Genomic DNA, 24,444 nt, shown 5'->3' on the forward strand with positions numbered 1-24,444 from the left:
CGTCGGGTAATCCCCCCGTTTTCCACGGGGTTCAGAAGTAGAAACTAAGCGGCCATGGCCAGCCGCTGCTTTGGCGTAAATCCGCCCAGGGCCATGTTCGGGCGGTCATGATTGTAAGTCCACATCCAATCGGTCGCGAAGCGCTGCACATGGTCCAAGTCTTCCCAGTGGTACTGCGACAGCCATTCGTACCGCACGGTCCGGTTGAATCGTTCGACATACGCGTTCTGCTGCGGCTTGCCCGGCTGAATGTAGTCGAGCCTGATGCCGTACTGTCGGGCCCATTCGATGATCGCCCCGCTCAGGTACTCGGGCCCGTTATCGCACCGAATCGCTTTGGGTCTGCCGCGCCAACCGATGATCTGCCGCAGCGCACGGATCACGCGTTCCGATGGCAATGAGAAGTCGATCTCGATGCCGAGTGCCTCGCGGTTGAAGTCGTCGATCACGTTGAACAGCCGGATGCTGCGTCCGTCGGCCAGTTGGTCGTGCATGAAGTCCATCGACCAGACCTGGTTGACGGCACGCGGCACCGCCAGCGGCTCTGGTACCTGCCTGACCAGTCGCTTGCGCGGCTTGATCCGCAGGTTCAGTTCCAGTTCGCGATAGATCCGGTACACGCGCTTGTGATTCCAGCCGAAGCCCTTCACGTTGCGCAGGTACAGGAAGCACAGCCCGAAGCCCCAGTTCCGATGGTTGTCCGTCAGGCGCAGCAGCCAGTTCGCAATCTCGTCGTTCTCGGCGCTGCGCCGACCGACGTATCGATAACAGGCCTGGCTGATCCCAAATGCCTCACATGCCAGCCGGATCGATATGCCCCGGCTGGACACGGCATGCATGGCCATCTCACGCCGGCGAGATGGCCTCAGTCTTTTTTTGCGAGCGCCTCCGCCACGATCTCGGCCTTGATCTTCTCCTCAACGTACATCTTGCGCAGCCGGGCATTCTCGGCCTCCAACTCCTTCATCCGCGCGATCAGCGAGACGTCCATGCCGCCGTACTTCGAGCGCCATTTGTAGAACGTTGCCGTGCTGATGCCCAGTTCCCGGCACAGGTCCGGCACCGACAGCCCCGACTCCACGCGCTTGAGCGCGTCCATGATCTGGCTGTCCGTGAATCTCGATTTTTTCATGCTGTAGAACTCCCTCAACGAGAAAATTCTACTTCTGATCACACCGGTTTTTCGGGGGGATTACCGTCGCATCAGTTGAACGTAAGCACGCCCAATGCGCGACATGTCCCACCCAGGTTCACCTGGTTTGTCAGAAAACCCAAATCCCGGCATCGACGGAATGACAAGGTGAAACGCCTGCCTCGGATCGTCGCCATGTGCGGCGGGATTGCTGAGCGGCGCTATCACCTTGCGGAATTCAAGCACAGATCCGGGCCAACCATGCGCCATCAGCAAGGGAATCGCATCAGGCTCAGGTGACCGAATGTGAAGAAAATGGATGTCCAGGCCGTCAATGGTCGTCTTGAACTGCCCGAAGTCGTTCAACATCGACTCGCAGCGACGCCAGTCGTAACCGTCTATCCAATGCGCGACCAGTGCCTGCAGCTTTAAAAGTTGCGGACCCTGGCTTGTGTCATTGACGGTTTCACGGTCTGGCCAGCGCACCCGCTGCAGTCGCCCACGCAAGTCCGACAGCTCCTGCTCAGACACACTGGGCTGAAACGGCTTGATCAGATCACTCATCGCTTGCTGCCTCTGGTTATGTAGTGACGTTTCATGAAGTCAAGGAGCGATATCGGCCGCACTGTCGGATATTGGTCATTTGCGATGTCGCGCAAAGTCCCTTCGCCCGACATCATCGGTAGCAGATACTGAAGCGGCAGCATTGCCATCGGATGAGCACCGGCCTTCGCCATTCGTCGTAGTTCGGCATATCCGTCCGCGATCGACCCTCTGCGCACCTGATGAAGCTCCTTGCCCGTTGCTGCCGCATAGTCAGCTGCAATCTGGGCAATGGTGCGACGGTCGCCCGCTACGGAAACCACGCTATTGACCGTCGTAGGATCGTCAATGGCAGCCACTGTCCAGGCTGCAACGTCTTTCATGGAGGCGAAATCGAGGGGCACTTCGTCGTCCCCCCAGTAAGTGATCGTGCCCGCCTCGGCGTCGATCAGGCCGGGGTTGGAGAACACGGCCTCCATGAATCCACCGTTCAGGATGTGGGTATAGCCGATGCCACTCGGGGCGACCTTGCGATCGAAGGTCCGCCGCATGTCGAGGTAAGGGTTAATGCCTTCAGGAATTGAGAACAGGTTCTCAGAAAAGTCCGACGGGACAAAGCGCCCGACGTCCGCCGCGAGCGCCGCCTCAAGCAAACGGGACTGGCCATCAATGATGGCGTCAGGGCCGCCCTGAACTGCTGAAATAACGGTACCGACGCCGGCACAGGCGTGCTTGAGGCTGAGCGGGTCGTCCAGGTCCATATTGACGACGGTTACGCCGTTCGCTATCCACCCTCTTGCACGATTGCCGTGTTTGCCTGCTGAACCGCCGCGAACACCCGCACGGATCTCCCTGGCGGGCCGTGTGCGAAGTAACGCATCGATGATTCGGTGCCCCAGATCGCCGGCGGCGCCGGCGATCAAATAGCTCGCGTGTGTGTTCTCCATATCTCCCTCGGTTCATCATGACGCGCGGTGTACGTCGTCGGGGAGAAGTCTAGGGCGTTCCGATTTTGAATATAAGATGACTAAATCGCGACTCGCTGTTCCGGAAAACGACACGAAATGGACCAAGCTGACCTCATCATATTTCTTCGATTAGCTGATAGCGGAAGCCTTTCGGGCACGGCACGGACGCTGAAGTCCCCCAAATCGACCGTAAGTCGGGCGCTCTTACGATTGGAGACGGAGATTGGATCAGCGCTCTTCGACCGGTCCACACGACACTTCCGGCTAACTGACGCGGGAAAACTGCTACTGCCCTACGCGTCGCGGGCAGTTCACGACCTGCAGGAAGCGCAGGCGATCATCGATGGTTACGCGGGGGAGCCACGCGGGCTCCTACGTATCAACACGACGCAATCGTTCGCACAGGGACTCATTGCGCCCATGCTGCCTGAGTTTCTCGACCGCTATCCGGAGCTGGCCGTCGAGCTAACCACGGACTCAAATTACGTCGACATTGCGCGCGAAGGTATCGACGTAGCGGTGCGCGTCGGTACACTTCCTGACTCGTCGCTCATCGCTCGCAGGCTGCCACCGGTCGAATTGTGGCTATGCGCAAGTCCATCTTACCTATCGCGGTCGGGCGTTCCGACGGCGGCAGCTGAACTTCATGGACATAGGCTCGTCGTTCGGGAGGCGCCCACGAGCTGGGTCTTTCAGGATGGCCAAACGGAATTGACCGTACAGCCACGCGGTTCGGCAATCATCCCTGACGCGGCTGCGCAGAAGATCGTTCTTGAAGGCGGCGGCGGGATTGGCTTTCTTCCAAGCTACCTCGCGGCTCCCGCCTTGACGGCCGGCACCCTGGTGCGGGTACTTCCGTCATTGAGGCGGGAACCCATTGAGCTTCACGCGCTGTATCCGACTCACCGCAGCATGTCAGCAAAGGTCCGCGCTTTCATTGATGCCCTTATTGGTCACCTGGATACAGTCAAGCTAACGTCCTCGCGCGACTAGCAACTGTCGTCCGCCAAACGAGCGCCAAGGCATCGATACCGGCAATTGACCCGACGAACAAAATCATGGACTGAACGTCGCTTAGCTGCGTGTAGCGGACCTTCGAATGTTCGACTCTTTCGCTGGTCGACTGACCGAAACTGGCGCCGAACACCAACGCTCTACCCCACGCCCCAGGAAATCTGCGAAGCCCCCTTTCCCCATCGAGACCATGAAAATCCGTCGCTTCTTTCCTTTGCTGGCGCTCGCCGCCGCTCCCACCGTGCACGCCGCCGACCGCCAGCCTTGCGGCGACGACACCGTCACGGCCATCGCCCGCTGGGCCGGCATTGCAAGCGCACGCATCGCCACGCGCGACGCGGACCGGCTCGTCGTCGCGTCGTCGTGCAAGGTCATGCCAAACGCGCCGGGCACGACGATCGCGGCTGTCGCGTTCGATTCGCTTCCGAAAAGCAAGAACCCGGACGAAAGCGACAAGTTGCAGGTCGTCGCACTCGTCGAGGGCGGCAAGGTCGTGGCAGCCGAGCGGTCGGTGGTCCAGGAAGATGCAGCGACAGAGATCGGCGCAAGCAGCTATCGCATCGACACCGCGCCGTACCAGCTGTCGCCCGACGTGCGTGCGTTCGGTGTCGTGTTCACGAGCAGCGCGCGTGGACCAAGCTGCCCCGATGCCGCTGCCAGCGAGGAACTGACACTGTGGGTACGTGAAGGCACTCGCATCCGCCCGGTGTTCGGTACCAACCTGTACGGCTGGGTCAGCAGTGAAGGCACGGCCTGCGGCGCCGGCGTCGGCGATGCGCGCAGCGAGGACGCACGCATGACGATCGCCGTCGAGAAAACGTCGAGCCACGGCTTCGCGGACTTGTCGATCACGGCCCGCATCACGAAGACGCAGCGCAAGGACGGCGAATATTCGGACACCGGCAAGCGAACGGCGCGCACGGTCGTGCATTACGACGGCAAGTCGTATGGCATCGACATGTTCCGAACCTTCTGGTATCCGCCTTCGGCGATGAAGTGACGCAGCGGCCGCGTCGCACTGCCCTGCCCGTTTGCACGCCGTCGGCCTACTCCGCGACCTTCGGCCCGATCGTGTCCGTCGCCACCGGCCCGAGCAACGCGTCATCACGCACACGCCGCGCCTCGCGTGCCGTATACCGATCCTTCAGCCGCTGGAACGGTTTTTCGACGAGGAGATAACTGGCCGTCGCAGCCAGCAGCGCCCACACGATGCCTAGCGGAAACGCATGCGCGACCGGCAGGTCCGGGTTCGCGAACGGCTGCTGCCACAGATAAAGGCTGAACGAGATCGTGCCGATGAACACGACCGGCCTCGCACGCAGCCAGCGCGCGCACCAGAACTCGCTGCGGAAATTCAGCACGACGATCACGATCGCGATCAGCGCGGCTTCGAGCGTCACGCCGTACGTCGCATTCCAGAAGCCGCCGAGCCGATGTTCGGCGAGCGGCATGCCGAGCAGCACGATGAAGACAATCGCCGTCACGATCTGCGTCTCGCCGCGCCACGAGCGGATCCACGCTTCGAGCCGTTCGCGGTTGAGCGACGCATAGCAGCCGATCAGGATCGAATCGACGCCGGTGTGGAGCATCATTCCGAGCTGCCCGCGCAGCGCCGGCGCAGCGAAATACGTGACGGTGCGCACCAGCGGCACGATCAGGATCAGCGCGGCCAGCCAGCGCGTGCCGCCGCGGCGGACGCCGTACACGAACAGCAGCGGCCAGAACCAGTAGAACTGCTCCTCGAGCGCGAGCGACCAGAAATGGCCGAGATACCACGCGCCATCCGGATGCAGCGCGTTGTCGCCGGTCAGTCCGAACCACGCCGAGTAATTCCACAGGTGCAGCGCGGCATACAGCCACTGCCGGCGATCGACGTCGAACCAGCCGGCGAAAGCCACGATCGCGACCGCCGCGAGATAGACGTAGCAGGCCGGCCAGATCCGCAGCGCGCGGCGCACGTAGAACGACGTCAGCGCGATGCCGCCCGTGCGCGCGAACTCGGCGCGCAGCACGTTGGTGATCAGGAAGCCGCTGAGGACGAAGAAGATCAGCACGCCGAGCCGGCCGTCGGCGATCAGCCGCAACGGCGCGTACCAACCCGTGTAGCCGCCGGGCAGCACATGCTCGGCATGGCCGACGACGACCATCGACACCGCGACGGCGCGCAACCCGGTCAACTGCGTGACGCGATGGTTCATCGGCTGGTTCCCGTTGGCACGGTATAGGAGCAGGAGATAGGCCGGCGCCCCGATTCGGCGCACCGATATGCCGCCGGGATTTTGTATGAAAAATATCGGAATGAAATTACTTCAAAAATCCCGGGGCGGACACCGGCGACGGCACGCCCCCTGGCGAGCCGACGTCCACGGCGGCGAATGGGCATAATGACAAGCCTTGTCCGGCGGCGGCCGGCCCGATGCCCACGCAACGAGTTTTTTTGCGGCGCCGCAATATCCCCCGTACCGTGCCCCGCCCGCACACCGGCCCGCGCCTCGTCCGCCTCCTGTCGACCCTCACCCGGAGCCTGCCTGTGTACCCACCGATCGAACCCTACGCCCACGGCCACCTCGACACCGGCGACGGCCATCGCATCTACTGGGAGCGCTGCGGCAACCCGGCCGGCAAACCCGCCGTGTTCCTGCACGGTGGCCCCGGCGCGGGCTGCAGCCCCGATCATCGCCGCCTGTTCGACCCGGAGCGCTACGACATCCTGCTGTTCGACCAGCGCGGTTGCGGGCGCTCGACGCCGCATGCGAGCCTGGAGAACAACACGACGTGGCATCTGGTCGCCGACATCGAACGCCTGCGCGAGATGGTCGGCGCCGAGCAATGGCTCGTATTCGGCGGCTCGTGGGGCAGCGCGCTGTCGCTCGCGTACGCGGAAACACACCCCGAACGCGTGAGCGCGCTGATCGTGCGCGGCATCTTCACGATGCGTCGCGCGGAATTGCTGTGGTACTACCAGGAAGGCGCGTCGTGGCTGTTCCCCGACTTGTGGGAAGCGTTCCTTGCGCCGATTCCGGAGGCCGAGCGCGGCGACCTGATGGCCGCCTACCATCGCCGGCTGACCGGCGGCGACGAAGCCGCGAAGCTCGAAGCCGCGCGCGCATGGAGCATCTGGGAAGGCCGCACGATCACGCTGCTGCCCGATCCGGCGCTCGCCGCGCATTTCGCGGACGGCCACTATGCGCTCGCGTTCGCACGGATCGAAAACCACTACTTCGTCAACAAGGGCTTCGTCGAAGAAGGCCAGTTGCTGCGCGACGCGCATCGCCTCGCCGGCATTCCGGGCGTGATCGTGCAAGGCCGCTACGACATCGCGACGCCCGCGCGCACCGCATGGGACCTGTCGAAGGCGTGGCCGGACGCGACGTTCGAGATCGTGCCCGGCGCCGGGCACGCGTACAACGAGCCGGGGATCCTGCAGGCGCTGCTCGCTGCAACGGACCGGTTCGCCGCGTAATCGACGCGACGCAATGCGGCGCGGGCGGCCATGCGTGCCGGCACGCGCCGCGCCGCCCGATCAAAGGGCGGTTTCGACGATCGTCCTGCCGCTGATCGCCCGCTCGACGAGCTGTTCGTCGCCGACCTTGCGGATCGCGTCGTCGAGCAGCCCTTCCGGCTCTTCGGTCGCCACCTTCAGCAGGCCCGACAGGCCGCGCGCGTCGAGCACCACCAGCGTCTCCATCGAATCCGCGCGACTCACGAGCACGCGGCGCAACGCCGGCCCCGCGCCGAAGCTCGCGCAGAGCGCAATCGTCTCGCTGCCGAGCGTGTAGTCGAAGTTCTTGATCATGATCTGTCGCCGTTGCTGGGGAATGGCGATGCGCGACGGCGCGGCGCCATGACGTCGACGCACCCGCGCGTGCCGCCGGTGCCGGACCGAGGCTCGATCCGTTCGCCGGCACGACCATGCTAGGCGTGCAGAATTAACGAAGACTTAAACGGCGAATCGCCCGGGCGGGCGGCATCGCGCGACATTATGGCGTGTCGAGCGGCTCGACCGTCACGCCGACCTTCAGCTCCTGATCCGCGCCGCCGCCGCGAATCACGCCGCGCAGCGGCGTCACGTCCGCATAGTCGCGACCGATCGACAGCATCACGTAGTCGTCTCCCGGCGCGCGGTCGTTGGTCGGATCGAGCTGCAGCCAGCCGTTGTCCTCGGGCCACGCCGGGTCGTACACCTCGACCCACGCATGCGACGCGTCGGCGCCGATCAGCCGCGGCTGCCCGGGCGGCGGCTGCGTGAGCAGATAACCGCTCACGTAACGCGCGGCCAGCCCGAGCGAACGCAGCGCGCCGATCATCACGTGCGCGAAATCCTGGCAGACACCCTTGCGCAATCGCAGCGCATCGAGTGCCGACGTCGTGATGTCGGTGCTGTTCGGCGTGTACGCAAAGTCGGCGTGCACGCGGCGCATCAGGTCCCATGCGGCCTGCACGAGCGGCCGCTGCGGCGTGAAGCTCGCGGCCGCATACGCGGCGAGTTCGGGATCGCACGCGACGTGCGGCGACGCGAACACGAATTCGCTCGCCGCGTCGTAAGGCTGCCCCGCGCGGAACCGTAAGCGGTCGCGCACGGCCTCCCAAGCAGTCGCGTGCTTTCCGTCGGGATGCGCGATCGCGGGCGGCGGCTCGCCGCGCGCACCGAGCGACCACACGGGCGGCGTCACGCGCACCGTGCTGCGGCTGCGCACGAGCAACGCGTCGTGCGGCTGGTTCAGCGCGAACGATGCGCGCGCGTTGCCAAATGCGTCGATCTCCGTGCAGATCGATTCCGGCGCGGGGTTGATGTCGAGCGAGAACGACAGCACCTGCTGGCGCGGCGTCGCGAGCGGTTGCAGACGCGCCTGGTGCTGTGCCGATTCGACGCGCGCCGCGTACCGGTATTCGGTATCGTGCGTGACGCGCAGCAATCGGCCGGGCGCAATGGCGGCAGGTGCGGCAGGCGCGGCAGGTGCGGCAGGCGCCGCTGTCTGTCGTCCGTTGCCGGAACCCAGCGGCGTTTTCGTCGTGCCTTTCGTCGTCACCATAGCGTCCTGCCCGCCTCGCGCACGTGGCTGAAATAGCGCTCGCCGATCCGGTTCGACAGTTCCCAGACCGCCTTCGCCGTCGCGTCGAGCAGATCGAGCAGCTTGTCGTGCCGTCCGCCGTCGGCGGTCTCGCACAGCTCGTGCAGCGACCACGCGGGCACGTCCGGAATCGTCTCGGCCAGCTCGGACAGTGCATAACCTTCGCTGCGCTCGACCTTCGCCAGCCGGCCGCGCAGCGTCTGCACGACCCAGCCGAGCGAGCGCGGGTTGTCGGTATCGAGCACGACGAGCGACAGCAGCGGCGCGACGTCGAAGCCGCGCTGGAACCGCGAGCGGAACGTGATCGTGCTGTCGAACAGCTCCAGCACGAGCTCGAAGCCGTCCTGCCGGTACACGGCGCCTTCGTCGAACGCGAACTTCAGCACGCTGCACAGAAAGTCCAGCCGGTCGATCTGCCGGCCGATCGACAGCAGCCGCCAGCCGTCGTCGCGCGTCATGTGGTCGGTCTGCGCGCCCGTGATCGCGCCGAGCAGCAAGCCGAGGCGTTCCAGCAGCTGCAGCGCCTCGTTGCCGATCTGCTCGTCGGCTTCCGGATGGTCGGCGCTGTCCGCAAACAGTTGCGTCGCATCGTCGATCAACCGCCATTGATCGCTCGACAGCCGTTCGCGGATCGCGGCGGCCGCGCCGCGCATCCCGAACAGGCACGACGCGATTCCCGACGTGCGATCCGCGCCGCGCGTCAGCGACGTCGCGAGCGCGTGCAGGAACCCGCGCGGCGCATCGACGGCGTTCGGCGCGTCGGCCGCGATCAGGCCCGTGTCGCGGCACAGCGTGTCGAGCAGCTCCAGGTGCGCGGGGCTGTCGACGTCGTCCTCGCCGCGCAGCCGTTCGAGCGCGGCGCGCGCGAGGCGCATCAGGTTGGTCGCGCGCTCGGTGTAGCGGCCGAGCCAGAACAGGTTCTCGGCCGCGCGGCTCGCGATCGCGCGCGGCCGCTCGACGAGGTCGTCCGGGCCGAGGTGCGTCTGCAGCAGCGTCGTCGAATCGACGATGCCTTCGGTCATCACCCACGTATCGACGGTGCTGCCGCCGTGCGGCATCGGCGCGTTGAACAGCGTGTCGCGCGTGCCGACCCGCGACAGCCCGCCCGGCAGGAGCCGCCAGCGCTGCGCGCCGTCGGCGAGCGCGAACACGCGCAGCAGCAGCGGCTTCGGCACGATGCGCGCACCGCCGTTGCCGTCGGGCGTGCCGTGCCCCGGCCAGGTCGGCGCCTGCGACAGCGGCAGGTCGGCCTGCACCGTGTAGTGTTCGGGCTGCGCGAGTATCCGCGCGCGCCAGTCGGCAAGCTGCGCCTGCGTGAGCCGCGCGCCGATCACCGGGTCGAACGGGCCGCCCGCCTGCACGTCGGCCGGATACGACGCCTTCACGATGCAGCGCGCGAGCTGCGGCAGCGCGTCGTCGCACGCGGCCGCCTCGCCGCACCACCACGAATGCACGGCCGGCAGCGTCAGCGTTTCGCCGAGCAGGCCTTCCGCGAGACGCGGCATGAAGCCGAGCATGGCCGGCGATTCGAGGAACCCCGAGCCCGGCGCGTTCGCGAGCAGCACGTTGCCGGCGCGCACCGCCTGCAGCAGCCCCGGCACGCCGAGCATCGAATCGGGCCGCAGTTCGAGCGGATCGAGCCACGCGTCGTCGACGCGCCGCAGGATGCCGTGCACGGGTTCGAGCCCGCGCAGCGTCTTCAGGAATACGCGGTTGTCGCGCGCGGTCAGGTCGCCGCCCTCGACAAGCGTGAGGCCGAGGTAGCGCGCGAGATACGCATGCTCGAAATACGTCGCGCTGTGCGGCCCCGGCGTCAGCAGCACGATCCGCGAATTCCTGGCGGCCGGACTGAGCGCCTGCATGCTCTGCAGCAGCGCGCGGTACGCGGACGCGAGCCGCTGCACGCGCAACCCGCGAAACCCGCGCGGAAAGAGCCGCGACACGATCAGCCGGTTTTCGAGCAGATAACCGAGCCCGGCCGCGCCCTGCGTGTGCTGCGCGACGATCCGCCACTGCCCGTCCGGGCCGCGCGCGAGATCGAACGCGACGACGTGCAGCCATGTATCGCCCGGCACGCGCGCGCCGCGCATCGCGCGCAGGTAGCCCGGGTGGCCGGTCACGAGCGCGGGCGGCAGCAGCCCGCGCTGCAGGATCGTCTGCGGCCCGTACAGGTCGGCCATCGTCGCGTTGAGCAGCCGCACGCGCTGCAGCACGCCGCGCTCGATCGCGACCCAGTCCTCGGGCGTGACGATCAGCGGCAGCAGGTCGAGCGACCATGGGCCGGCCGCGCCGTCGCCGGCGCGCTGCTCGTGCAGCTGATAGAACAGGCCGTTCTCGCGCATGCGCCGGTGCAGCGCGTCGGCGCGGCGATCGAGGTCGGCCACGCCGTCGCTGCCGATCGATGTGAAGAAACTGCGCCATGCGGGCGCGAGCGCAGGCGCGTTCAGGCCGGCCGCGCTGCCGCGCAGTTCGTCGTAACGGCCGGCGGCCGCCGGCGCCGCGAGCGCGGCGGCCAGTTCGGCGGCGTCCGGCTGCGCGCCGGTATCGAATAGCGTGGGCATCGCGTCGGGGTCGGCGAGATGGTCGGAGTGAATGGGCTGCACGGTGTCGTTTCGTCGTCAGGGCGCGGCCGCGCAGGCACGCCGCCGCACGGGCGGCGGGCCGCGGCGTGCGGCCGCAATCTGCCCGCATCCTAGCATTCCGGCGGCGCCGCGATCGGCCGGCGCACCGGAAAGTCGCGAACCGCGCATTGTCGTCCGCTCCGTCATCGGCCGATCACGGCCGCCGCAGGTCGAGCGTGAACGGGAATTCGCGGCTCGGTGCGGCAGCCGACACGTTCATCCGCCCCGGTGTGTGCCCCATCTCGACGAAGCGCGCAAGCCGGCGGCTCTCGGCCTCGTATGCATTGACGGGGAACGTCGCGTAGTTGCGCCCGCCCGGATGCGCGACGTGATAACGGCAGCCGCCGAGCGAGCGCTGCAGCCACGTATCGACGATGTCGAACGTGAGCGGCGCATGCACGCCGATGGTCGGGTGCAGCGCCGACGGCGGCGACCACGCCTTGTAGCGCACGCCCGCGACGTATTCGCCGACGGTGCCGGTCGGCTGCAGCGGCAGCGCGCGACCGTTGACCGTCACGACGTGCCGGTTGTCGTTCAGCCCCGTCACGCGCACTTCGAGCCGCTCGACCGACGAATCGACGTAGCGCACCGTGCCGCCGGGCGCGCCCTCCTCGCCCATCACGTGCCACGGCTCCAGCCCGCCGCGCAGCGACAACTGCATGCCGTTCACCGCGATCTGGCCGAACAGCGGGAAGCGGAATTCGAAGTGCGGCGCGAACCACGCCGGATCGAACGCGAAACCGGCATCGCGCAATTCAGCCAGCACGTCGTCGAAATCCATCTGAAGGAATGCCGGCAGCATGAAACGGTCGTGCAGCGCGGTGCCCCAGCGCGTGAGCGGCGTCGTGTACGGCGCGGCCCAGAAGCGTGCGACCAGCGCGCGCAGCAGCAATTGCTGCACGATGCTCATCCGCGCATGCGGCGGCATCTCGAACGCGCGCAGTTCGAGCAGGCCAAGGCGGCCGGTCGACGAATCGGGCGAATACAGCTTGTCGATGCAGAACTCGCTGCGGTGCGTGTTGCCCGTCACGTCGATCAGCAGGTTGCGCAGCACGCGGTCGACGAGCCACGGCGGCATGTCCTGCCCGTAGAGCAGCTTGTTGCGCTGGATCTCCGCGAACGCGATGTCGAGTTCGTAGAGCTGGTCGTTGCGCGCTTCGTCGACGCGCGGCGCCTGGCTCGTCGGCCCGATGAAGAGCCCGGAGAACAGGTACGACAGCGACGGATGGTTGTGCCAGTACGCGATCAGGCTCGCAAGCAGGTCCGGGCGGCGCAGGAACGGGCTGTCGGCCGGCGTCGCGCCGCCGAGCACGAAGTGGTTGCCGCCGCCCGTGCCGACGTGGCGGCCGTCGACCATGAACTTCTCGCTGCACAGCCGCGACTGCCATGCAGCGTCGTACAGGAATTCGGTGTGATCGACGAGCTCGTCGAAGCTCGCGGCCGGATGGATGTTCACCTCGATCACGCCGGGATCGGGCGTCACCTGCAGCAGCTTCAGCCGCGCGTCGCGCGGCGGCGGATAGCCTTCGAGCACGAGCTTCACGCCGAGCGCGTGCGCGGTCAGCTCGATCGCGCCGAGCAGGTCGAGATAATCCTCGAGCGCGGCGAGCGGCGGCATGAACAGGTACAGGATGCCTTTGCGCACTTCGACGCACAGCGCGGTGCGCGTGATCCACGCGGCCGATTCGAAGCGCTCGGGCCGGCGCTGCGGGTCGTGCGCATGCGCGGCATGCCGCCCGCTGGCCGGGTCGTCGCCGCGCCATTGCATCACGGTCTGCGCGGACGCTTCGCGATGCACGCCGGACAGGTAGCGCGGCGCGTCGGCCGGGCCCGCGTAGCGCGCGCGGATGGCGGCGGCTTCCGGCAGCGCGTCGCGCGGCGCGAACGGATCGCGCTCGACCAGGTACGGATGGTCGGCGCGGGCGGCCCACGGCAGCGAATCGAGCGGCAGCCGATAGCCCATCGGCGAATCGCCGGGCACGAGGTACATCCGCTCGTCGCGGAAGAACCACGGGCCCGTCTGCCAGCGCGGGCCGTCGAGGCCCGGCGCATCGTCCGCACGCTTGACCGGCAGCACGTAGCCGACCACGCTGTCGAGCTGCTGCTCGAACACCTTGCGCAGCCGCGCGCGTTCGAGCTCGTCGTCGAGGCGCGAGTCGAACGGATCGACGTTGACGGGCAGCCGGCGTTCGCGCCACAGGTAATACCAGACGTCCTCGTAGCCGGGGCGGATGAATTCGCCGGTCAGGTTCAGCCGCGCTGCCAGCGCGTCGATGAAGCGCTTCGCGTCGTCGGTCGTATACGCGGACGGCTCGCGCTCGTCGGCGAACAGCGACGGATCGTGCCACACCGGCTGGCCGTCCGCGCGCCAGAAGATCGACAGCGCCCAGCGCGGCAGTTGCTCGCCCGGATACCACTTGCCCTGCCCGAAATGCAGGAAGCCGCCGTCGCCGTATTCGGCGCGCAGCCGCTGCACGAGCTCGGTCGCATAGCCGCGCTTGGTCGGGCCGAGCGCATCGGTGTTCCATTCGGCGCCGTCGCGATCGTCGATCGACACGAAGGTCGGCTCGCCGCCCTGCGTGAGCCGCACGTCGCCGGCCGCCAGCGCGCCGTCGACCTGCGTGCCGAGCGCGCGCACGGCATCCCATTGCGACTCCGTATACGGCTTCGTCACGCGCGGCGATTCGTACACGCGCGTCACGGCCATCTCGTGCTCGAACGACACCTCGCACTCGTCGATCAACCCTTCGACCGGCGCGGCGCTCGTCGGCTGCGGCGTGCACGCGAGCGGGATATGCCCTTCGCCGGCGAGCAGGCCCGACGTCGGATCGAAGCCGATCCATCCGGCGCCGGGCAGGTAGACCTCGCACCACGCGTGCAGGTCGGTGAAGTCGACCGACGTGCCGCTCGGGCCGTCGAGCGATTTCACGTCGGGCGTGAGCTGGATCAGGTAGCCCGACACGAAGCGCGCGGCGATGCCGAGATGGCGGCAAAGCTGCACGAGCAGCCACGCGCTGTCGCGGCACGAGCCGGATGCGAGTTTCAGCGTCTGTTCGGGTGTCTGTACGCCCGGCTCCATCCGGACGAGATAGCCGATGTCGTGCTGAAGCTGCTGGTTCAGCGCGACGAGAAAGTTCACGGTGCCGGCCGGCGTGCGGTCGACGCCGTCGACATACGCGCGGAACAGCGGCGACGCACTCGTTTGCGGATCGCATGCGAGATACGGCGCGAGCTCGGTCTTCAGCGCGTCGTCATAGTTGAACGGATATTGCTCCGCGCTCGCTTCCAGGAAGAAGTCGAACGGGTTGTACACCGACATCTCGGCGACGAGATCGATCGTGATCTCGAAGTATTCGGTGCGTTCCGGAAACACGAGCCGCGCGAGATAGTTCGAAAACGGGTCCTGCTGCCAGTTGATGAAGTGCTGCGCGGGCTCGACCGTCATCGAATACGCGAGGATCGGCGTCCGGCAGTGCGGCGCGGGCCGCAGCCGCACGACCTGCGGGCCGAGGTTGACGAGCCGGTCGTAACGGTAGCGGGTGGTGTGATGCAGCGCGACGTGGATGGACATGGGAGCTCGATTCGGGTTGGATCGTCCGCGCGCGCCGCGTCGCTGTCGACGCGGCGGCCCGGCATGGCGGATTCGGCGAAAGCGCGCGTCGGGTCAGACGAGTTCGGGCGTCTGCACGACGCTGATCTCGACGCCGACGGCCGTCGCGCCGAGCCCCGTCACCGGCTGCGCGTCGCGATAGTCGAGGCCGACCGCGATGCGCACGTAGCGCTCGTCCGGGCAGCGGTTCATGAACGGATCGAACCCGACCCAGCCGAGCCCTTCGACATAGGCCTCGGCCCATGCATGGCCGGCCGGCTGCTGCATCAGCGCGGCGGCTTGCGGCTGCGCGCCGAGCGCCGCCTGCGACTGGCCCTGCGACTGCGATTGCGACTGCGCGGCATGCGACGCGCCGAGCGCCTGCTGCATGCCCTCGCCGCTCTGCAACGCGAGCGCTTCCTCGCCTTCGTCTTCGTCGTCGCCCGCGTTCTGCTTCGCGTCCGCGATGCGCTGCATCGCGCTGTCGGCGAGCACGTAGCCCGAGATATAGCGGGCGGGAATCTTCAGCGCGCGCGCGGCCGCGATGAACGCGTGCGCATGGTCGCGGCTCGTGCCCTCGCCGCTTTGCAGCGCGGTTTCCGCATCGACGGGCGCGTCGGCGGCCAGGTTCGGCGCGTACGCGATCCGGCCGTGCACTTCCGTCATCAGCCAGTGCAATGCGTCGAGGCCGTACGGCTCGATCGGCAGCGCCTGCGCGAGCGCGCGCACGGTGTCGCCCGCCTTCGTGAGCGCGGTCTCGCGCTCGAAGATCCACGGCGGCGCATAACCCTCGGGATTGCCGAGAATGCCCGCGCGGTCCTGCGTCTCGACGACGCCGGCCGCGACGACGACGATCTCGGCCTTCGCGCCGCGGTCGTGACGCACGAGGTCGATCCGGTTGCCGAGCCCGTCGGCGTACGACAGCGTCGGCTCGACGCCGTCGATCGTGACCTGCCACGCGCGCACCGTCTGCCCGGGCCCGGACTGCGGGCGCAGCCGCAGCCGTTGCAGCGCATGGGTGGCTTGATCGTCGAACTGATAACGCGAAATGTGTCGGATGGCGAGTCGCATGGCAAGTCTCAGTCGAAGTTGTAGGCCTGGGCGATTTCGAGCCCGAGGCTGTTGTTGCGGCCGATGAAGTCGGTCAGGAACTCGTGCAGGCCGCTCTTGAAGATCCGCTCGACCGAGGTATCGGACAGCATCTGCAGGATCTTCGTGGCCGTGTCGTGACACGGGTGTGTCACGCCGTAATCCTTCGCGAGCAGGTTCAGGCTCGACACGACGCGCCCGTAGCAATAACGCAGCGAACGCGGCATGCGGCCGTTCAGGATCAGGTAGTCGGCGATGTTCATCGGCTTGTACTGCACGTCGTACACCCAGCGGTACGAACGGTGCGCGGCCACGCAGCGCAGGATCGTTTCCCACTGGTAGTTGTCGAGGATCGTGCCTACGTGCGACACCGACGGCAGCAGCAGGTGGTACTTCACGTCGATGATCCGCGCGGTGTTGTCCGCGCGCTCGACGAACGCGCCGATCTGCGCGAAATCGAAGATCTCGTTGCGCAGCATCGTGCTGTAGAAGCTGCCGAGGATCAGCGCGGTTTCGCGCTTCACCTCGTCGAGCACCGCCGGCAGCTCGCTCTCCGGCACCGGCCGCTCGAACGCGCGGCGCAGCGCGAGCCACGCGCCGTTCACGCTCTCCCACGCCTCGCGCGTCAGCGCCGTGCGCACCATCCGCGCGTTCGAGCGCGCCGCCTCGATGCACGACAACACGCTCGACGGGTTGTCGCGGTCGCGCAGCAGGTAGTCGGTCACGGTATCGGCCGCATACGCGTCGTATTTCTGCCGGTAGCCGTCGTCGGCGCCCGAGCTGACGAGCACCGACGACCATTCGGCCGGCGCGTCGGACGTGCGCGTGAGCGCCATCCGCAGCCCGGCATCGACGATGCGCGCGATGTTCTCCGCGCGCTCGATATAGCGGTACATCCAGTAGAGACCGCTTGCAGTACGTCCCAGAAGCATCTCGTGTCCACTCCGTCTTCGTTCGGTTGGCGCGCCGGCTCCGGCGCGCGCGGTCGTGTCCGGCTCAGTCGGCCAGCACCCAGGTGTCCTTGGTGCCGCCGCCCTGGCTCGAGTTGACGACGAGCGAGCCCTCCTTCAGCGCGACGCGGGTGAGCCCGCCCGGCGTGATGCGGATCCGGTCCGACACCAGCACGAACGGCCGCAGGTCGACATGGCGCGGCGCGAGGCCGGCTTCGGTCAGGATCGGCGTCGTGGACAACGCCAGCGTCGGTTGCGCGATGTAGTTCGCGGGCCGCGCGCGCAGCTTCGCGGAAAACGCGTCGATCTCGGCCTTCGACGCGCACGGGCCGACCAGCATCCCGTAGCCGCCCGAGCCGTGCACTTCCTTCACGACCAGTTCGTCGAGATGCTCGAGCACGTATTTCAGGCTGTCGGCCTCGCCGCAGCGCCAGGTCGGCACGTTCTCCAGCAGCGCCTTGCGGCCCGTGTAGAACTCGACGATCTCCGGCATGTACGAGTAGATCGCCTTGTCGTCGGCGATGCCGGTGCCGGGCGCGTTCGCGATCGTGATGTTGCCCGCGCGGTACACGTCCATGATCCCCGCGACGCCGAGCACCGAATCGGGGCGGAACGTGAGCGGATCGAGAAATGCGTCGTCGACGCGCCGGTACAGCACGTCGATCGGCTGGAAGCCTTCGGTCGTGCGCATCGCGACGCGGCCGTCGATCACCTGCAGGTCGCCGCCCTCGACGAGGTGCACGCCCATCTGGTCGGCGAGGAACGAATGTTCGTAGTACGCGGAATTGTGGATGCCGGGCGTCAGCACCGCGATGGTCGGGTTGTCGGCGTTGCCGCCTGGCGGGCATACCGCCGCGAGCGACTGGCGCAGCATCTGCGGATAGGTCTCGACCGGGCGCACCTTCACCTGCTGGAACAGCTCCGGGAAGAGCTGCATCATCGTCTCGCGGTTTTCCAGCATGTACGACACGCCGGACGGCGTGCGCGCGTTGTCCTCCAGCACGTAGAACTCGTTCTCGCCGGTGCGCACGATGTCGACGCCGATGATGTGGGTGTAAACGTTGCCGGGCGGCCGGAAGTCGATCATCTCCGGAATGAAGGCCTCGTTGTGCGCGATCAGGTGCTTCGGCACGATGCCCGCGCGCACGATCTCCTGGCGGTGGTAGATGTCGTCGAGGAACGCGTTGAGCGCCATCACGCGCTGCTCGATGCCGAGCGACAGCCGGCTCCATTCCGAACCCGAGATGATGCGCGGGACGATATCGAACGGAATCAGCCGCTCGGCGGCCTCCGCATCGCCGTAAACGGCGAACGTGATGCCCGTCTTGCGGAACACGCCCTCCGCGTCGTGGGCTTTCTGGGCGAGGCTCGCGGGATTCTGCGTGTCGAGCCATTGCTTCAGGCGCGCGTAAGGCGCCCTTACCATGTCGCCGGATTGCAGCATTTCATCGAATGGCTTCATCGATCTTTTCTCCATCGATCGTTTTCCCCGGCATTGCGCATGCCGGACCGGCGTAACGACTACTCTGCAAGGACCGTGCCTTGCGATATCCCCCCTTTTGCGCCGCGCCGGGCATGCCCGCGCGGCATGCCGCACCATTACGGTGCGGCGCGCGACGCCGATGGCGGCATCGATGCGCCGCGATCGCGCACGGCCGATGCTGCACCGCGTCTGCCGAACATAGTTCTCCCGCGTGTCACGAATGTGCAATCTGCACTGCACAAAAAGACGGCCCGCCCGGAGCGCCGAAGCGCCGGCCGCCGGATCGCCGGCCGCCGGATCGCCGGCCGCCGGAACCGAAGGGCGGGAAGGCGGGCCGGCACGCGTACCGCGCGGCCGGGCCCTGGGGAAGTACCGTCTGCGGCAGCACCGGCAGTTCGACGCGATGAACTAACCGGTTAGCCGGGTCCGGCACCTCAACGCTATGCAGCCGTAATCCCGCCGACAACGCCCATGCATATTTCGACTGACACCCATCGAAAAAAAACATCGGGACGACCGACGCGAGGCGCGGTACGCTAGAAAATTGTTGCAGCGAAGCGGCGCCGCCGCCGCCCTTCCGGCGCCCGACTATAAAAAGCGAAGATCGAAATGGAAGCAAAGTGGCTGGAAGATTTCCTGAGCCTTGCGGATACCAAGAGCTTTTCCCGTGCCGCGCGTAACCGGCACCTGACGCAGTCTGCATTCAGCAGACGAATCGCCGCACTCGAAACCTGGATGGACGCGAAGCTGGTCGACCGGAGCATCAACCCGATCACGCTGACACCGGCCGGACAGATGTTCCGCGGGCTCGCCGCGGACATCCTGCGCAGCATGTATGCGGCGCGCAATCTCGTGAACGGCTACGACCAGTTCGCGGCCAGCGACCAGGTCGTGCGTTTTGCCGTCGCGCATACGCTCGTCTTCACGCTGTTTCCCGAATGGCTCAAGCAGCTCAACGGCGAGGTCGGCCACGTGACCGCGCGCGTGAACGCGGTAAACGTGCCGGAAGGCGTGCAGCAGCTCGTCGAAGGCGAATGCGACCTGCTGCTGGGCTATCACCATCCGCAGTTGCCGATCGTGCTCGACCCGAACCACTTCCCGTTCGTCAGCCTCGGCGTCGAGCGGATCCTGCCGGTGTCGACGCCCGACGCGCGCGGCAAGCCCGTGTTCCAGCTGCCGGGCACGCCCGATGCCCCGCTGCCGCTGCTGGCCTACTCGTCGGGCGCGTTTCTCGGGAACATCGTCGAGATGCTGCTGCTGAATGCGACCGAGCCGTATGTGCTGCACCGGTGCTTCGAGACGCATATGTCCGAGGCATTGAAGGGCATGGTCGTGGCCGGGCACGGGATCGGCTGGCTGCCCGAAAGCTGCGTCGAGAAGGAGCTCGCGGAGGGCACGCTCGTGTGCGCGGGTTCCGGCGACTGGATCACCGAACTCGAAATCCGCCTGTATCGATCCGCGCGCAAGCGCGGGCTCGCGGCCGAGCAGCTGTGGACCTACATCATGAACCGGCCGCGCACGGCGGTCGACGGCGCGAGCGGTGCCGAGCAAGCGGCCGCGCCGGCGATGCGCATCGCGCGGCGAAGCGCGGGCGGCAGCCGCTGACATTCGTGTCCGCGGCACGAGCGCGGGTGCGATCCCGGGCAACGCGGCGTCCGCGTGCCTGAGGATCGTGCCGCTTCATATCGAGCGCGCCCTCCTTTCCTGAAGCAATCGGCAATCCCGCCGCAGCTCGCAAAATCATCTTGCAGGCCCGGAATCGATATCAAGGAAAATGCAAACGTTTGCGATTCAAAATCACATCTTTTAATCCCGTCGCGTCGATCCAGAATATCTCTTCTTATTTTAATATCAGAAATACCCTGTTACAGAACAAATAAAAAGTTTCTATTTGCCCATAACAAAATGAATATCAAAAAAACGTCGAGCCCCATTTAAAATCGCGTAACCTGTGTCTGGAATTCATCGGTTTGCCTTGAACACAGACGCAAAACTTGCTTTTATCAGTCGTTATTTTTCGGTACGAATTTCGATACCTCCGACTTGATTCAATGCGTGCCCGATCGTCTGTACCGAAATCAATATTCATATCTGGCAATATCGACTTTCGTCAGCGGCAAGCGGGTCATACAAATCCGCCGCAATCCTGTTTAGATAATATCTTTCACCGTCGTTCCATTCAAGCCACACGCGGTTGTTGATTCAAAATCCATCGGGTATCAATAGCGTGTCGCAAAAAAGAACGCTTGAAATTTGACTCGGAGACCCGGAATAAATGCGCTGCCATTGATTCCGGACGGGAGGTTGCAATGTCTTCCTCGTTTCGACAACATGCTCGCCCTTTCCTGAGCGTCGTCGTATCCGCGCTCTGCCTGAATGCCACGGCCCAGACACCCGCGTCCGGTTCCGGCTCAGGCCGCTACGTGATTTCGTATATCTGCGGCGATGCACAAATCGACGGTACCGCGCCGCTTCCCCCCGACGGCCGTCCGTACAACCTCGGCGTGTCGTTCGCGTCGGCCCGGACCGGGCAACCGCTTGCCAACGTACAGGTGCGCCTGAGGCGACACGGCCGCGTGCTCGTCGAATTCAACGCATCGGGATCGCGCTGCCTGTTCAGCGTGCCCGAGGCGAGCTACCGGGTCGAAGGGACCTATCAGGGCGCCACGCAGTTCGCGATCGTCGAAACGGGCGTACTCACCACGCAGTTGCGATGGTGAGCGCCGCCTGAAGCCGCTCCGATTGTGTCATTCACCACAGCGTATCGAATCGAGGAGCATCGAATGACTCGCGCAGAACGACCGGACGACCCGCCCGCCAGCCAGTCGAAACCCTCCTGGGGTCCCGGCAAGAATGCCGCACTCAGCTTCGTCGCGTTTGCCACGATCTTCGGTGTCTTCGCGTATGCCGAGCGGGACACGGCGTTCGGCCATGCAAGCGTGACGCACGACTTCTCCGGCGTGATCGCAACCGCCGTCGGGCAATACCGCACCGCGATCGTGGCCGCGACGTCCCGCGCAACCGCTGCGTCCGGCGTGTCCGGAACATCGGCCGCCCCCGGGCCGGCGCCGACGATCGCACCGGCCGCGCCACCGGTGCCGCCCGCTGCGGCAGCGCCGCCCGTCAAGCTCGCGGCCGAACCGGAAGCCGCACCTCGGGCAGCGTCCCGCGCCGCCGCGAAACACCGCCAACCGTCGCATGCGCCGCCCGTGGCACTGGCGGCGAATACGCATGCCGCGCCGGCCTACGACCGCGCCAACGCAAGGCTTGGCGATGCGCATCGCGCACCGCGAACCGAGACGCTGGCGGGCACGAGAAAGCGCATGGACCTCGCGCCGAAGCGGCAGTCGTACAGCACCGACACGGCACGCATGCAGACGGCAAGCGTCACGCACGCGGAACTGGAAGGCGCCCGCGCGCTGGCAAAGGCGCGCTGGTGCGCGCAGATCGACGAATGGAACTGTGTGGAGCAAAACGCAAGTCGGGCGCTCGCGATCGACCCGACGAACAGCGAATCGCGTGCGTTACTCGGGCAGGCGATCCGCAATCGTCTGTGAGCCGGTTCCGCATGACCGGGCCCTCGCCGTCCGGCAGCAAGGCGAGCGGCGGCGTGCATCGTCGGCGGCAACCGATGTGATCGTTTCGAAGTGAGGACATACCGTGGCCAACAATCGTAAACAACAATGCACCGCCGCCGCCCCGTCCAGCCGGCGGATCCTCCTGCATGCGCCGCTCGTGTTGCTGCTCGTCGCGTCCGGCCCCTGCTTCTCCGCCGAAGGCGACATGGAACCGGGCGGCGTCGGCGAAATCACCGGGACCAGCGGTACGCCGGATCCGAAGCCGCCGGGCATGCCGACACCGGGCGCGCTCGCGCCGGACGCGCCACCGCCGAATGCGCCGACCCCGATCGCGCAGGCCGCGAGTGCCCGGATGCCGAATGCCCAGGCGCCCGCTGCCCAGACGCCGACACCGCAGACACCCGGCGCGCCGATGCCGGATGCGCAGGCGCCTGGTGCCCAACCGCCAGGCGCCCAGATCCCCGACGTGGAAACCCCGAACGCGCAGATGCCCAACCTCCACACCGCCGATCCGGCCACCGTCCGCAACGACGTGTTCGGGCTCGCGTCGAGCGGCGGCGCGGTCATGGCGCTGGAGGAAGCGAAAGCGCGCCCCGACGTCTTCTCCGCCGCCGATCTCGCGCAGCTCGAGGAACTGTCGATTCGCCAGCAGGTGCGCGGCGGACGCGACAAGTCGCGCTCGATGACGAGCGCCGACCGCTTCGACGGGCTCGACAGCGCATTGCGCGCCGCGGACGACCTCGACAAGCGGATGCCGGCCACACCCGAGTATTCGCAGGTCAGGACGGCGCTCGCCGGCGACCGGACGATCGCCTACGCCGCGCGCGGCGAAATGAAGACGGCCGTCGCGACGTTCGAGACGATTCCGCCGGATGCGGAAATCTCGATCGACGCGCTGGCGGCCGTCGGCGACGCGTACCTGTACCTGAGCGAACCGGGCAAGGCCAACGCCGTGTACCAGCGCGCGCTGAAGCAGGCGACCGCGTCGCCGACGGACCGTGCGACGCGCGGCTTCCTGTATGGCGCGCGCACGCGTCCGATCGAATTGCGCGAGGGACTGTTCTGGTCGTACGTCGACCAGGCACGCGCGGCGGATGCGAGCCAGGTGCTCGACGACATGGGCAAATCGCTGCCGCCGGCCAACCAGGTGCGGGCGTGGGGGCCGGAAAACGACGACTACCTGCGCTACTACCGGCTGCAGGCGCAATACCTGATCTACACGGGCCGGGTTGAAGAAGGGATCGCCGCGCTGGAAAAGCTCGAGAAGGAAGTGCCGTTCAATGCCGAGGTCCGCGCCGCGCACGCCGACGCCGTATCGGGCCAGTCGCATCCGCGCCAGGCGATCGCGATGTATCGCGCGTCGCTGACCGACCACCCGGACAACGTGGAAATGCTCGCGGGGCTAGGCCGCGCATCGCTGACGGCCGACGACTACGCGACCGCGAAGAGCGTCGACCAGACCTTCGGCAACACGTTCCCGGACAGCGGCTCCGTGCGCGCGTTCAAGCGCGACTACAACGCGTACCGCAGCCCCTTGTTCACGACCGACCTGAGCTTCGAGCACGGCAACAGCGCACTGGCTGACAACAGCTTCTCGTCGGACAGCTATGTGTATTCGCAACCGTTCGGCGACAACTGGCGCGTGTTTTCCCACACGTTCTTCGGCCATGCGCAAACCGACGCAGGCAGCGTCAGCCGCACGCGCACGGGTGTCGGCGGCGACTACCGGCACGGGCCGCTCACGATCCAGGGCGAAGTCACGCGCTCGTTCGGCAGCGACGGGCGCACGGGCGGCCGCGGCTCCATCACGTACAACCTCAACGATTACTGGACGGTCAGCGGCGCGCTCGATTCCAACGACAACTCGCTGCCGTGGAAGGCGTATCTCGCGCACGTCTGGGGCCGCTCGGCGAACGTCGAGGTCGTGTATCGCCAGAACGACCGCCGCGAAGTCAAGCTGAGCTACGGCGTGAGCCGCTACAGCGATTCGAACCTGCACCAGGAGATTTCCGCGACCGGCACGCAGCGCGTGTACACGTCCGCGAACCAGCTCGTCAACGTATCGCTGAATCTCGGCACCGACAGCAACACGCGGCAGGACGCGCCCTACTTCAGCCCGGGCCGCGACTACGCAGCCGCGGCGACCGTCATGCATCAGCTGACGCTGTGGAAGAAGGGTGACATGTCGTTGCAGCAGCGTCTGTCGGCGTCCGGCGGCGTGTACAACGAGCGCGGCTTCGGCACCAGTCCGCTGTGGAGCGCCCGCCTCGCGCACACGTGGACGTTCAAGCACGACATCACGCTGACCTACGGCGTCGAGGTCAGCAGCCATGCATATGACGGCCAGCGCGAGCGTTCCGAAACCGGCTTCCTGTCGCTCAACCTGCCGTTTTAGAAAGGAGCTC

The 24,444-nt window shown here is 66.5% G+C and carries 18 protein-coding genes; 7 read left to right on the forward strand and 11 right to left on the reverse strand.

The features are described 5' to 3' along the window. Positions 1-44: 44 nt before the first annotated feature. From DM992_RS19685 to DM992_RS19695, 3 genes are all read right to left on the reverse strand, one after another. Positions 45-1,132, reverse strand: a protein-coding gene (locus tag DM992_RS19685; RefSeq protein ID WP_111016761.1) for an IS3 family transposase whose coding sequence is annotated in 2 segments (ribosomal slippage) — positions 45-871 and positions 871-1,132 — 1,089 coding nt in all. Because the reading frame shifts where the segments join, the coding sequence is not laid out codon by codon here. A 60-nt stretch (positions 1,133-1,192) separates the two neighbouring features. Beyond that, complete coding sequence (locus DM992_RS19690) at positions 1,193-1,696, reverse strand: epoxide hydrolase N-terminal domain-containing protein (protein ID WP_111018275.1); 504 nt, start codon at positions 1,694-1,696, stop codon at positions 1,193-1,195. Beyond that, a complete protein-coding gene (locus DM992_RS19695) occupies positions 1,693-2,622 on the reverse strand; it encodes an NmrA family NAD(P)-binding protein (protein WP_111018276.1) in 930 nt (309 codons plus the stop codon). The genes DM992_RS19690 and DM992_RS19695 overlap by 4 nt, the downstream gene beginning before the upstream one ends. Positions 2,623-2,739: 117 nt before the next feature. On the opposite strand from DM992_RS19695, the gene DM992_RS19700 reads away from it, so the two are divergent. Both DM992_RS19700 and DM992_RS19705 read left to right on the forward strand, forming a co-directional pair. Then, entirely contained in the window at positions 2,740-3,636 is an 897-nt protein-coding gene (locus DM992_RS19700) for a LysR family transcriptional regulator (RefSeq protein ID WP_111018277.1), read from the forward strand. Positions 3,637-3,847: 211 nt separating this feature from the next. Next, entirely contained in the window at positions 3,848-4,657 is an 810-nt protein-coding gene (locus tag DM992_RS19705; RefSeq protein WP_111018278.1) for a multidrug ABC transporter ATPase, read from the forward strand. 46 nt (positions 4,658-4,703) lie between these two features. On the opposite strand, the gene DM992_RS19710 is transcribed toward DM992_RS19705, so the two are convergent. Next, complete coding sequence (locus tag DM992_RS19710; protein ID WP_111020304.1) at positions 4,704-5,855, reverse strand: acyltransferase; 1,152 nt, start codon at positions 5,853-5,855, stop codon at positions 4,704-4,706. A 332-nt stretch (positions 5,856-6,187) separates the two neighbouring features. Between DM992_RS19710 and pip the strand changes: the two genes are divergently transcribed. Continuing rightward, complete coding sequence (gene pip / locus DM992_RS19715; RefSeq protein WP_111018279.1) at positions 6,188-7,120, forward strand: prolyl aminopeptidase; 933 nt, start codon at positions 6,188-6,190, stop codon at positions 7,118-7,120. A gap of 60 nt (positions 7,121-7,180) precedes the next feature. Here the strand turns inward: pip and DM992_RS19720 are convergent, their stop codons facing one another. The 7 genes from DM992_RS19720 to DM992_RS19750 all read right to left on the reverse strand — a co-directional run bounded on the left by DM992_RS19720 (position 7,181) and on the right by DM992_RS19750 (position 18,440). Further along, on the reverse strand, positions 7,181-7,453 hold the full coding sequence (locus DM992_RS19720; RefSeq protein WP_034179800.1) for a hypothetical protein: 273 nt from the start codon (positions 7,451-7,453) through the stop codon (positions 7,181-7,183). A gap of 184 nt (positions 7,454-7,637) precedes the next feature. Beyond that, positions 7,638-8,690: a transglutaminase family protein gene (locus DM992_RS19725; RefSeq protein WP_111018280.1), complete on the reverse strand. Its 1,053-nt coding sequence runs from the start codon at positions 8,688-8,690 to the stop codon at positions 7,638-7,640. Further along, on the reverse strand, positions 8,684-11,290 hold the full coding sequence (locus DM992_RS19730; protein ID WP_111018281.1) for a circularly permuted type 2 ATP-grasp protein: 2,607 nt from the start codon (positions 11,288-11,290) through the stop codon (positions 8,684-8,686). Before DM992_RS19730 ends, DM992_RS19725 begins: the two co-directional genes overlap by 7 nt. Before the next feature lie 214 nt (positions 11,291-11,504). Continuing rightward, positions 11,505-14,921 carry a transglutaminase family protein gene (locus DM992_RS19735; protein ID WP_111018282.1) on the reverse strand — a complete coding sequence of 1,139 codons (3,417 nt, stop codon included), beginning with the start codon at positions 14,919-14,921 and terminating at the stop codon, positions 11,505-11,507. A gap of 93 nt (positions 14,922-15,014) precedes the next feature. Beyond that, positions 15,015-16,010, reverse strand: coding sequence for a transglutaminase family protein (locus tag DM992_RS19740; RefSeq protein WP_111018283.1), 996 nt, complete (start codon positions 16,008-16,010; stop codon positions 15,015-15,017). Between the two features lie 8 nt (positions 16,011-16,018). Further along, a complete protein-coding gene (locus tag DM992_RS19745) occupies positions 16,019-16,960 on the reverse strand; it encodes an alpha-E domain-containing protein (protein WP_034179805.1) in 942 nt (313 codons plus the stop codon). Positions 16,961-17,024: 64 nt separating this feature from the next. Continuing rightward, positions 17,025-18,440 carry a circularly permuted type 2 ATP-grasp protein gene (locus DM992_RS19750; RefSeq protein WP_162631698.1) on the reverse strand — a complete coding sequence of 472 codons (1,416 nt, stop codon included), beginning with the start codon at positions 18,438-18,440 and terminating at the stop codon, positions 17,025-17,027. 630 nt (positions 18,441-19,070) lie between these two features. Between DM992_RS19750 and DM992_RS19760 the strand changes: the two genes are divergently transcribed. From DM992_RS19760 to pgaA, 4 genes are all read left to right on the forward strand, one after another. Next, positions 19,071-20,066, forward strand: a complete 996-nt coding sequence (locus DM992_RS19760; RefSeq protein WP_111018285.1) for a LysR substrate-binding domain-containing protein — start codon at positions 19,071-19,073, stop codon at positions 20,064-20,066. Positions 20,067-20,770: 704 nt separating this feature from the next. Beyond that, positions 20,771-21,181 carry a hypothetical protein gene (locus DM992_RS19765; protein WP_072436544.1) on the forward strand — a complete coding sequence of 137 codons (411 nt, stop codon included), beginning with the start codon at positions 20,771-20,773 and terminating at the stop codon, positions 21,179-21,181. 63 nt (positions 21,182-21,244) lie between these two features. Continuing rightward, positions 21,245-22,018, forward strand: coding sequence for a hypothetical protein (locus tag DM992_RS19770; RefSeq protein ID WP_111018286.1), 774 nt, complete (start codon positions 21,245-21,247; stop codon positions 22,016-22,018). A 103-nt stretch (positions 22,019-22,121) separates the two neighbouring features. Beyond that, entirely contained in the window at positions 22,122-24,434 is a 2,313-nt protein-coding gene (pgaA, locus tag DM992_RS19775) for a poly-beta-1,6 N-acetyl-D-glucosamine export porin PgaA (RefSeq protein ID WP_111018287.1), read from the forward strand. The last annotated feature ends 10 nt before the right edge of the window (positions 24,435-24,444 follow it).

This window comes from Burkholderia sp. JP2-270 (assembly GCF_003233675.1).
GTDB classification, from domain to species: Bacteria; Pseudomonadota; Gammaproteobacteria; order Burkholderiales; family Burkholderiaceae; genus Burkholderia; species Burkholderia pyrrocinia_C.